This is a genomic window from Erythrobacter mangrovi (genome assembly GCF_013260645.1).
Lineage (GTDB): Bacteria > Pseudomonadota > Alphaproteobacteria > Sphingomonadales > Sphingomonadaceae > Qipengyuania > Qipengyuania mangrovi.
In genome coordinates, this window is the sequence record NZ_CP053921.1 from 2,271,199 (window position 1) to 2,281,280 (window position 10,082).

Genomic DNA, 10,082 nt, shown 5'->3' on the forward strand with positions numbered 1-10,082 from the left:
AATCAGCGAGCCGGACGGACGCCGGAAGTCTGGGCTTCCATCATCAGGCGGTCCTGTGCGGTCGGATCGTGGGCGAGGATCTCGCCCTTGAAGATCCAGCACTTGATGCCGATGATGCCATAGGCAGTCAGCGCTTCGGCGGTGGCGTAATCAACGTTACCGCGCAGCGTGTGCAGCGGCACGCGACCTTCGCGGTACCATTCCACACGGGCGATTTCCGCGCCGCCGAGACGGCCGCCACAGGTGATCTTGATGCCTTCCGCACCAAGGCGGAGAGCCGACTGCACCGCACGCTTCATGGCGCGACGGAAGGCGACACGGCGGACCAGCTGGTCGGCGATGCCCTGGGCGACGAGCTTGGCGTCGATTTCCGGCTTGCGGATTTCGACAATGTTCAGCTTCACTTCGCTGTCGGTCATCTTCGCCAGCTGCGACCGCAGCTTCTCGATGTCCGCACCCTTCTTGCCGATGATCACACCGGGGCGGGCAGCATAGATCGACACGCGGCACAGCTTGGCCGGGCGTTCGATCACCACCTTCGAAATCGCGGCCTGCGGCAGCGTGTCGACGATGAACTTGCGGATCTCGATGTCTTCCTTGAGCAGCTTGGCATAGTCGCGCCCTTCGGCGTACCAGCGGCTGTCCCAGGTGCGGTTGATCTGCAGGCGCAGACCGATCGGATTGCTCTTGTGGCCCATCTTACGCCTCTTCCTGCTCGCGAACCACGATGCGCAGCCGGCTGAACGGCTTGAGGATGCGCGTGGACTTGCCACGGCCGCGCGTGTGGAAACGCTTCATGGTGATCGACTTGCCGACCGAAGCTTCCGCCACGACAAGCGCATCGACGTCGAGGTTGTGGTTGTTCTCCGCATTGGCGATCGCCGAAGCGAGCACCTTGCTGGCGTCACGCGCCATCGCCTTCTTCGAGAAGGCGAGGATGTTCATGGCCTCTTCGGCCTTCTTGCCACGGATCAGGCCGGCAACGAGGTTGAGCTTCTGCGCCGAGCCACGGATCGTGGTCCCGACGGCGAGCGCCTCATTGTCCGCAACGCGGCGGGGGGCTTTCTGCTTGCTCATCAGCGCTTACCCTTCTTGTCGGCAGCGTGACCCGGGAAAGTGCGCGTAGGAGCGAACTCGCCGAGCTTGTGGCCAACCATCTCTTCCGAGACGGATACGGGGATGAACTTGTGGCCGTTGTAGACGTTGAACGTCAGACCAACGAACTGCGGCAGGATCGTCGAACGACGCGACCAGGTCTTGATCGGTGCACGACCACCCTTCTCCTGTGCGTCCTCCGCCTTCTTGAGAAGGCTGAGCTCGACGAACGGACCTTTCCAGACGGAACGAGCCATGTCGGATTACCTCTTCTTCTTGGCGTGGCGCGAACGGATGATCATCTTGTCCGTCTGCTTGTTGTTGCGAGTGCGGGCACCCTTGGTCGGCTTGCCCCACGGGGTAACCGGATGGCGGCCACCGCTGGTGCGGCCTTCACCACCACCATGCGGGTGGTCGACCGGGTTCTTGGCAACACCGCGGGTAAGCGGCTTGATGCCCATCCAGCGACGACGACCGGCCTTGCCCAGGTTCTGGTTCTGGTTGTCGGGGTTCGACACCGCCCCAACCGTACCCATGCAATCGGCCCGCAGGTAACGCTGCTCGCCGCTGTTGAGGCGAACGATGACCATGCCGCGGTCACGACCGACCAGCTGGACATACGAGCCTGCGGCGCGGGCGATCTGGCCGCCCTTGCCCGGCTTCATCTCCACGTTGTGGCAGATGGTGCCGATCGGCATCTGGCCGAGCAACATGGCGTTGCCAGGCTTGGTATCGGTCTTTTCCGCCGCGATGACCTTGTCGCCAACGGCCAGGCGCTGCGGCGCCAGGATGTAGGCGAGCTCGCCGTCGTCATACTTGACGAGCGCGATGAAAGCCGTGCGGTTCGGATCGTATTCGAGCCGTTCCACGGTGCCTTCGACGTCCCACTTGCGACGCTTGAAGTCGACGTAGCGGTACTTCTGCTTGTGGCCACCAGCCATGCCGCGCGAGGTGACATGGCCCTTGTTGTTGCGTCCACCGGTCTTGCGCTTGCCTTCGACGAGCGCCTTGACCGGCTTGCCCTTGTAGAGCGCCGACTTGTCGACGAGGATCAGGCCGCGACGGCCCGGGCTGGTCGGTTTGTAGTTCTTCAGTGCCATGGGATCAGCTCACACCTTCGGTGATGTCGATCATCGAACCCTCTGCAAGGGTGACGATCGCCTTCTTCACGTCGCTGCGCTTGTAGGCCTTGCCCTTCCAGCGCTTGGTCTTGCCCTTCACCACGATCGTGTTCACCGAAAGCACCTTGGCTTTCTGCGAAGCGTAGATCGCCTCGACCGCTTCCTTGATCTGCGGCTTGGTGGCGCTGCCGGCGACCTTGAAGACGACGGCATTGTTCTCGGAAGCCAGGGTCGACTTCTCGGTGATGTGGGGCGCGAGGATCACGTCATAGTGACGCGCATCGATGTCCTGCTTCTTAGCCATTGAAACGGGCCTCCAGCTTCGCGACCGCGTCCTTGGTAAGGACCAGCGTGTCGTGCTTCAGGATGTCGTAAACGTTGGCACCGACTGCCGGCAGCACGTTGACGCCGGGAAGATTGCGCGCAGCCTTGGCGAAACCGTCGTTGACGCTCTCACCGTCGATCACGAGGACCTTGCCGTTCCAGCCGTTCTTGCCGAACGTCGCAGCCAGGGCCTTGGTCTTGGCGTCCTTGAGCTCGAGGCTGTCGACGACCACCAGGCCGTCCTTCGCCTTGCTCGACAGAGCCATCTTAAGGCCGAGGGCACGGATCTTCTTGTTCAGCGACTGGTTGAAGTCGCGCAGCTTGGCACCGTGGGCCTTACCACCGCCAATGAAGATCGGCGCAGCGCGGTCACCATGGCGAGCCGTGCCGCCGCCCTTCTGGCGACCCCACTTCTTGCCGGTGCGGGCAACGTCCGAACGCTCACGCGTCGGGCGGGCGGTGCCGCGGCGGTTTTCGAGCTGCCACGTCACGACGCGGTGCAGGATGTCGGCACGCGGCTCAACGCCGAACACGGCATCGTTGAGCTCGACGTCGCCAGCAGCCTTGCCGTCGATTTTCTGGACCTTCACCTTCACGGATCAGCCCTCCTTGTTCTCGTCCGAGCCGACGTCGGCTGCGGGCGTTTCGGTGGTGTTCACGGCGTCATCGATCGCCTCGACCGGGGTGGTCGGGGTCTCGTCCTGCACGGGGGCTGCACCCTTCTTCTCGACGACCGCGCCGGGGAACGGCACGCCTTCGGGAAGCGGCAGCTTGACCGCGTCGCGGACCAGCAGCCAGCCGTTCTTCGAGCCCGGGACCGAACCCTTGACGAAGAGCAGGCCACGATCGGCGTCGGTGCGGACGATTTCGAGATTCTGCTGCGTGCGGCGACGGTCACCCATGTGGCCGGCCATCTTCTTGCCCTTGAACACGCGGCCCGGATCCTGGCGGTTACCAGTCGAACCATGTGCACGGTGGCTGATCGAAACACCGTGGGTGGCGCGCATACCGCCGAAGCCCCAGCGCTTCATGGCGCCAGCAAAGCCCTTACCCTGGGTGTGGCCGGTGATGTCGACCTTCTGACCAGCGACGAAGTGCTCGGCAGAGATCGTCGCACCAACGGGAAGAAGACCCTCCTCATTGTCGACGCGGAACTCCGCGACCTTCATCTTCAGCGGAACCTCAGCCTTGGCAAAGGCTTCACGCTGCGGCTTGTTTACATTCTTTTGCTTCGCTTCGCCCGAACCGACCTGCAGGGCAAAATAGCCGTCGCGGTCAGCGGTACGATGAGCGGTGACCTGGCAGTCTTCCAGCGCGAGAACGGTGACCGGCACGTGCCGACCGTCCTCCTGGAAGAGGCGGGTCATCCCGACTTTCTTTGCGATAACGCCAGTGCGCATCGTCAACTCCTAAACAGAGGCACCACGGCCCATCCGAGGTGCTTGCCAGCCCATTGAGTGATGCGTCGCCCCGTCCGGGCTGAGTGCTTCCGCAGCCCTGAGGCCTTGGGAGCGAGACGGGGGACGCAGACCCGGATCAGATCCGGCGGTATCCCGATGTCTTGCCTGGTCTTGCGACCGGGCGGGGCCATCGAGGGCCCCTGAAAGCCTCGACCGGTTTAAGGTCCGGGTCGTGGACCGAGGCGTCAGATCAAGCGAGCTTGATTTCGACGTTCACGCCCGCGGCGAGGTCCAGCTTCATCAGCGCATCGACCGTCTGGGCGTTGGGCTGCACGATGTCGAGCAGCCGCTTGTAGGTGCGCACCTCGAACTGCTCGCGCGACTTCTTGTCGATGTGCGGACCGCGGTTCACGGTGAACTTCTCAATACGCGTCGGCATGGGAATGGGGCCGCGAATAAGAGCGCCAGTACGACGTGCGGTTTCCGCGATTTCACCAGTAGCCTGGTCGAGAACGCGATGGTCGAACGCCTTGAGGCGAATGCGAATATTCTGAGCTTCCATTTCCTACACCGATGCGAAAGAGCCAAGCGGTCTGTTTCCAAACCGCAAAAAAGAAAGGCCCGCCCTGCTTGGCCCGGTTTCCCGGAGTGGGCGACCTTCCCTGAATTCCTTTTGATGGGGACGAATCCCCGTCTGTGGGCGCGCCTATACGGGTGAGACCCGATTCATGCAACCCCCGATTTCCACCCAATTTCACCCAGGTGGGAAAAGGCATGGCAAGCGGCCGATTGGAGCCTGCACAATGCCGGGAAAAGCAGGGGCCCGTCCCCACGAAGGGACGGGCCCCAAACTTATCAAGCAGTCTTCGAAGCGAAGCTTACTTGGTGATCGAAGCAACCACGCCCGAGCCGACGGTGCGGCCGCCTTCGCGGATTGCGAAGCGCAGGCCTTCGTCCATGGCGATCGGCGCGATCAGCTTGACCGAGATGGTCACGTTGTCGCCCGGCATCACCATTTCGGTGCCTTCGGGAAGGATGACTTCGCCGGTGACGTCGGTGGTGCGGAAGTAGAACTGCGGACGATAGTTCGCGAAGAACGGCGTGTGACGGCCGCCTTCGTCCTTCGAGAGGACGTAAACTTCGGCGCTGAACTCGGTGTGCGGGTTGACCGAACCGGGCTTCGCGAGGACCTGGCCACGCTCAACGGCTTCACGGCCGATACCGCGGATAAGGGCACCGATGTTGTCGCCAGCTTCGCCGCGATCGAGCAGCTTGCGGAACATTTCGACGCCGGTGACGGTCGTCTTCTGGGTGTCCTTGATGCCGACGATTTCGACTTCATCACCCACGTTGACCACACCGGTTTCGACGCGGCCGGTCACCACAGTGCCGCGACCCGAGATCGAGAACACGTCTTCGATCGGCATCAGGAACGGCTTATCGACCGGACGATCAGGCTGCGGGATGTGCTCGTCAACGGCATTCATGAGCTCGATGATCGAGTTCTTGCCGATTTCGTCGTCACGTCCTTCGAGCGCGGCGAGAGCCGAACCCTTTACGATCGCGATGTTGTCGCCATCGAAGTCATAGCTCGAAAGCAGTTCGCGGACCTCCAGTTCGACGAGCTCGAGGATTTCCTCGTCGTCAACCTGGTCGACCTTGTTCATGTACACGACCAGAGCCGGCACGCCGACCTGACGAGCAAGTAGGATGTGCTCGCGGGTCTGCGGCATCGGACCGTCAGCGGCGTTCACCACCAGGATTGCACCGTCCATCTGGGCGGCACCGGTGATCATGTTCTTCACATAGTCGGCGTGGCCCGGGCAGTCGACGTGCGCGTAGTGACGGGCAGCAGTCTCGTACTCAACGTGCGCGGTCGAGATAGTGATGCCGCGCTCGCGCTCTTCGGGAGCTTTGTCGATGTTAGCGAAATCAACCGCCGCACCGCCATGCTCTTCCGCCATCACCTTGGTGATCGCCGCGGTCAGCGTGGTCTTGCCATGGTCGACGTGCCCGATGGTGCCAATGTTGCAGTGCGGCTTGTTCCGCTGGAATTTTTCCTTCGCCATTTCTCGTATTACCTCTGTCTGAAGAGTTGAATTTCCGTGATGCGGACGGAGCCTGACGGAATCAGGCGCCGCCCCTAGACCTTGAAACTGCCTTAGGCAAGCTTCTCCTTGACCTCGGCCGCGACGTTCGCCGGGACCTCGTCGTAGTGGCTGAACTGCATCGAGTACTGAGCACGTCCCTGGGTAAAGGAACGCAGCTCGTTCACGTATCCGAACATGTTAGCCAGCGGCACGTTGGCTTCGACTGCCTGGGCATTGCCGCGGCTGTCGGTGCCCTGGATCTGGCCGCGACGGCTGTTGAGGTCGCCGATGACGTCACCGAGGTAATCCTCGGGGGTCACGACCTCGACCTTCATGATCGGTTCAAGCAGCTTAATACCGGCCTTCTGCGCGACTTCGCGCATTGCACCGCGACCAGCGATTTCGAACGCGATCGCGCTCGAGTCGACGTCGTGGTACGCACCATCATAGAGGGTGACGGTGAAGTCGATGATCGGGAAGCCAACGAGGTAGCCGCTTTCGGCCTGTTCGCGGAAACCCTTCTCGATCGCCGGAATGTATTCCTTCGGAATGTTGCCGCCCTTGATTTCGTCCTGGAAGACGAAGCCCTGGCCGCGTTCACCCGGCTCGACCTTGACCTTGACGCGGCCGAACTGGCCCGAGCCACCCGACTGCTTCTTGTGCGTGTAGTCGACGTCGGTCGGTTTCGCGAGGTATTCACGATAGGCCACCTGCGGCGCACCCACATTGGCTTCGACCTTGAATTCGCGCTTCATGCGATCGACGAGAATGTCGAGGTGAAGCTCGCCCATACCCTTGATGATCGTCTGGCCTGATTCATGGTCGGTCGAAACGCGGAAGCTCGGATCCTCGGCAGCGAGGCGATTGAGCGCGACGCCCATCTTTTCCTGGTCGGCCTTGGTCTTGGGTTCCACCGACAGTTCGATGACCGGCTCGGGGAATTCCATGCGCTCGAGCACGATCGGCTTGGCCGGATCGCACAGCGTATCGCCAGTGGTGGTCTCCTTGAGACCGGCCAGCGCGACGATGTCGCCAGCGAACGCTTCGTCGATGTCCTCACGGTTGTTCGAGTGCATCAGCAGCATGCGGCCGATCTTTTCCTTCTTGTCCTTGACCGAGTTCAGGTACGAACCCTTGGACAGCTTGCCCGAGTAGATACGGGTGAAGGTGAGCGAACCGACGAACGGGTCGTTCATGATCTTGAACGCCAGCGCAGCGAAAGGCGCATCGTCCGACGACGGACGGGTGTCTTCCTGGTCGCTGTCGGGCAGCACGCCCTTGATCGCGGGAACGTCGAGCGGGCTCGGCAGGTAGTCGACCACGGCGTCGAGCAGGGGCTGCACGCCCTTGTTCTTGAACGCCGAGCCGCAAACCACCGGCACGAATGCACGGTCGATGGTGCCCTTGCGGATTAGTCGCTTAAGCGTCGCCGCGTCAGGCTCGTTGCCTTCGAGGTACTGCTCCATGACATCGTCGTCCTGTTCGACGGCGGTCTCGATCAGCTTCTCGCGATATTCGGCAGCCTTGTCGGCGAGGTCCGCGGGGATCTCGACATATTCGAACTCGGCACCCAGGCTCTCGTCCTTCCAGACGATGCCGCGGTTGTTGACGAGGTCGACGACGCCCTTGAGGTCGCTTTCCGCACCGATCGGGAGATACAGCACCAGCGGGGTCGCGCCGAGACGGTCGATGATCGACTGGACGCAGTAGTAGAAGTCGGCGCCGGTGCGGTCGAGCTTGTTGATGAAGCACATCCGGGGGACGCCGTACTTGTCTGCCTGGCGCCACACGGTTTCGGATTGGGGTTCAACACCGGCGACTCCATCAAACACCGCCACCGCGCCGTCGAGGACGCGCAGCGAGCGTTCGACTTCGATGGTGAAGTCGACGTGCCCGGGGGTGTCGATGATGTTGATCCGGTGCTTTTCACCCTTGCCGTCTTCGGCCGCCCAGAAGGTGGTCGTCGCAGCCGAGGTGATGGTGATGCCGCGTTCCTGCTCCTGCTCCATCCAGTCCATGGTGGCGGCGCCGTCGTGGACTTCGCCGATCTTGTAGGACTTGCCGGTGTAGTAGAGGATACGCTCGGTCGTGGTGGTCTTGCCGGCATCGATGTGGGCCATGATGCCGATATTGCGGTAACGCTCCAGCGGATACTCGCGGGCCATGTGGAATTCCTCGGGTTCGGGGGTGGGTGGTGCCCGGCCCCCATGTAGGGATTAATGCGACAGTTTCGAGACCGGGGTTCGCATCGCGTCGCCCCCCGGCCCCAATCCCGTCTCGCCTTACCAGCGGTAGTGCGAGAAGGCGCGGTTCGCGTCCGCCATGCGGTGCGTATCTTCGCGCTTCTTGACGGCGTTGCCGCGGTTGTTGGCGGCATCCATCAGCTCACCCGACAGGCGTGCGGCCATGGTGGTTTCCGGACGACCGCGCGCGGCGGTGATCAGCCAGCGGATGGCCAGTGCCTGGGCACGCTCGGGGCGAACCTCGACCGGCACCTGGTAGGTCGCACCACCAACGCGGCGGCTGCGCACTTCGACCTGCGGCTTGACGTTGTCGAGAGCGGTATGGAACAGCTCGACCGGGTTCGCCTTGGCCTTGGCTTCGACGGTGTCGAGCGCGGTGTAGACGATACCTTCGGCAACGGCCTTCTTACCGTCATACATCAGGTTGTTCATGAACTTCGACAGGACCTGATCACCGAACTTCGGATCAGGCAGGATTTCCCGCTTCTCGGGACGACGACGACGTGACATTGCTTATCTCCAGTCCCTAATCTTACTTCGGACGCTTCGCGCCGTACTTCGAACGGCTCTGCTTGCGGTCCTTGACGCCCTGCGTGTCGAGCACGCCGCGCAGCACGTGGTAACGCACGCCGGGAAGGTCGCGCACACGGCCGCCGCGGATCAGCACGACGCTGTGTTCCTGCAGGTTGTGGCCTTCGCCGGGGATGTAGGAGATGACCTCGCGCTGGTTGGTCAGGCGGATCTTGGCCACCTTGCGCAGCGCCGAGTTCGGCTTCTTCGGGGTCGTCGTATAGACGCGGGTGCAAACGCCGCGCTTCTGCGGGTTCTGCTCCATCGCAGGGACCTTGCTCTTGGCCTTCTGCGGAACGCGGCCCTTGCGGACCAGCTGGTTGATCGTCGGCATTGAGTTCTCTCTTCACCGTTGCATGGCGGCGACTAGAGGAATGCGGATGGAAGGTTAGGATCGGCGGCCTTGCGAAAATCCCGCTCGTCCTGAGCCTGTCGAAGGACAGGCACCACGAGGGCGCACACCGCACGAGCCTGAAACGCTCCACCCAATCAGCCCTCACGGCCACCGGGTTACTTTGACGGCTGCCCCGAACGAGACGAGTCTCGCTGCAATAGAAAAGAGCCTCGGCGCTTCAGCACCAGGCCCCCGGGACATAACCGGCAATGTTCAGCTCTATCTGACCTCAGCGGGACGAATCCCCCTTCGGATGGGCGCGCACATAGTGGGATGGGGGTGCCGGGTCAAGCGCAACCGGGGCGCGCGCCGCCGGGCGACGCCGTGCCCGGGTCCGTGGCAGCCCTGCCGCCCTGCGCCTGCTAGGCCGCGACGGGCAGTGCCTCCTGCCGTGCATGCTCGGCCAGCGCCAGCCCCAGGTCTTCGTAGGAATAGGCGCCGACGTAATAGCGGTTGAAGGTCTTCATCGTCACGCCGGCGGGCAAGGGATCCTGGGGCGACGGGATTGCGGGAGGATCGAGCGCCCCGCCCTCGTCTTCCCAGGAATCGACCGGCCCGGCCACTGCCGGGGGTCGGGTCTCGCCGGCATAGGTGCCGTAGATGATGCGTTCGGGCGTTTCCGCCCCGTTCCTGGTGGTCGACATCTGGTGCAACTCCCTTAGCTGGCGCACGCGCTCGGCGTATTCGGATACCTTGGCGAAATGATCGTCGCGTCCGCTCCGGTCGCCGGCGGCGCTGGCCTTCATCACCGCGACCTGGTGCGCGTGGAGCAGTTCGTTCAGGTCCATGGGTCTTACCTTTGCTGGTGCGAGGGGGAGCGGTCCGGATCGCCCGGGCGCATCGTT

13 protein-coding genes are annotated in these 10,082 nt (G+C 62.8%); all 13 read right to left on the reverse strand.

Annotated elements, in window-relative coordinates; translation table 11 throughout:
• Positions 1 to 2: 2 nt before the first annotated feature.
• Positions 3 to 698 carry a 30S ribosomal protein S3 gene (gene rpsC, locus HQR01_RS11505; protein WP_173214999.1) on the reverse strand — a complete coding sequence of 232 codons (696 nt, stop codon included), beginning with the start codon at positions 696 to 698 and terminating at the stop codon, positions 3 to 5.
• A 1-nt stretch (position 699) separates the two neighbouring features.
• Positions 700 to 1,077: a 50S ribosomal protein L22 gene (rplV, locus tag HQR01_RS11510; RefSeq protein WP_173215000.1), complete on the reverse strand. Its 378-nt coding sequence runs from the start codon at positions 1,075 to 1,077 to the stop codon at positions 700 to 702.
• Positions 1,077 to 1,352 carry a 30S ribosomal protein S19 gene (gene rpsS / locus HQR01_RS11515; protein WP_173215001.1) on the reverse strand — a complete coding sequence of 92 codons (276 nt, stop codon included), beginning with the start codon at positions 1,350 to 1,352 and terminating at the stop codon, positions 1,077 to 1,079. The genes rplV and rpsS overlap by 1 nt, the downstream gene beginning before the upstream one ends.
• Before the next feature lie 6 nt (positions 1,353 to 1,358).
• On the reverse strand, positions 1,359 to 2,195 hold the full coding sequence (gene rplB / locus HQR01_RS11520; RefSeq protein ID WP_173215002.1) for a 50S ribosomal protein L2: 837 nt from the start codon (positions 2,193 to 2,195) through the stop codon (positions 1,359 to 1,361).
• 4 nt (positions 2,196 to 2,199) lie between these two features.
• Positions 2,200 to 2,520 (reverse strand): 50S ribosomal protein L23, encoded by a 321-nt coding sequence (locus tag HQR01_RS11525; RefSeq protein ID WP_173215003.1) that lies wholly within the window; start codon positions 2,518 to 2,520, stop codon positions 2,200 to 2,202.
• Complete coding sequence (gene rplD / locus HQR01_RS11530) at positions 2,513 to 3,136, reverse strand: 50S ribosomal protein L4 (protein WP_173215004.1); 624 nt, start codon at positions 3,134 to 3,136, stop codon at positions 2,513 to 2,515. The genes HQR01_RS11525 and rplD overlap by 8 nt, the downstream gene beginning before the upstream one ends.
• A 3-nt stretch (positions 3,137 to 3,139) precedes the next feature.
• Positions 3,140 to 3,940 (reverse strand): 50S ribosomal protein L3, encoded by an 801-nt coding sequence (rplC, locus tag HQR01_RS11535; RefSeq protein WP_173215005.1) that lies wholly within the window; start codon positions 3,938 to 3,940, stop codon positions 3,140 to 3,142.
• A gap of 250 nt (positions 3,941 to 4,190) precedes the next feature.
• Positions 4,191 to 4,502 (reverse strand): 30S ribosomal protein S10, encoded by a 312-nt coding sequence (gene rpsJ, locus HQR01_RS11540; RefSeq protein ID WP_061924928.1) that lies wholly within the window; start codon positions 4,500 to 4,502, stop codon positions 4,191 to 4,193.
• 316 nt (positions 4,503 to 4,818) lie between these two features.
• Positions 4,819 to 6,009 (reverse strand): elongation factor Tu, encoded by a 1,191-nt coding sequence (tuf, locus tag HQR01_RS11545; RefSeq protein ID WP_173215006.1) that lies wholly within the window; start codon positions 6,007 to 6,009, stop codon positions 4,819 to 4,821.
• A 92-nt stretch (positions 6,010 to 6,101) separates the two neighbouring features.
• Positions 6,102 to 8,195 (reverse strand): elongation factor G, encoded by a 2,094-nt coding sequence (gene fusA / locus HQR01_RS11550; RefSeq protein ID WP_173215007.1) that lies wholly within the window; start codon positions 8,193 to 8,195, stop codon positions 6,102 to 6,104.
• Positions 8,196 to 8,312: 117 nt separating this feature from the next.
• A complete protein-coding gene (gene rpsG / locus HQR01_RS11555) occupies positions 8,313 to 8,783 on the reverse strand; it encodes a 30S ribosomal protein S7 (protein WP_173215008.1) in 471 nt (156 codons plus the stop codon).
• A gap of 22 nt (positions 8,784 to 8,805) precedes the next feature.
• Positions 8,806 to 9,177: a 30S ribosomal protein S12 gene (gene rpsL / locus HQR01_RS11560; protein ID WP_160729495.1), complete on the reverse strand. Its 372-nt coding sequence runs from the start codon at positions 9,175 to 9,177 to the stop codon at positions 8,806 to 8,808.
• 422 nt (positions 9,178 to 9,599) lie between these two features.
• Positions 9,600 to 10,025, reverse strand: a complete 426-nt coding sequence (locus HQR01_RS11565) for a hypothetical protein (RefSeq protein WP_173215009.1) — start codon at positions 10,023 to 10,025, stop codon at positions 9,600 to 9,602.
• Positions 10,026 to 10,082: the final 57 nt, after the last annotated feature.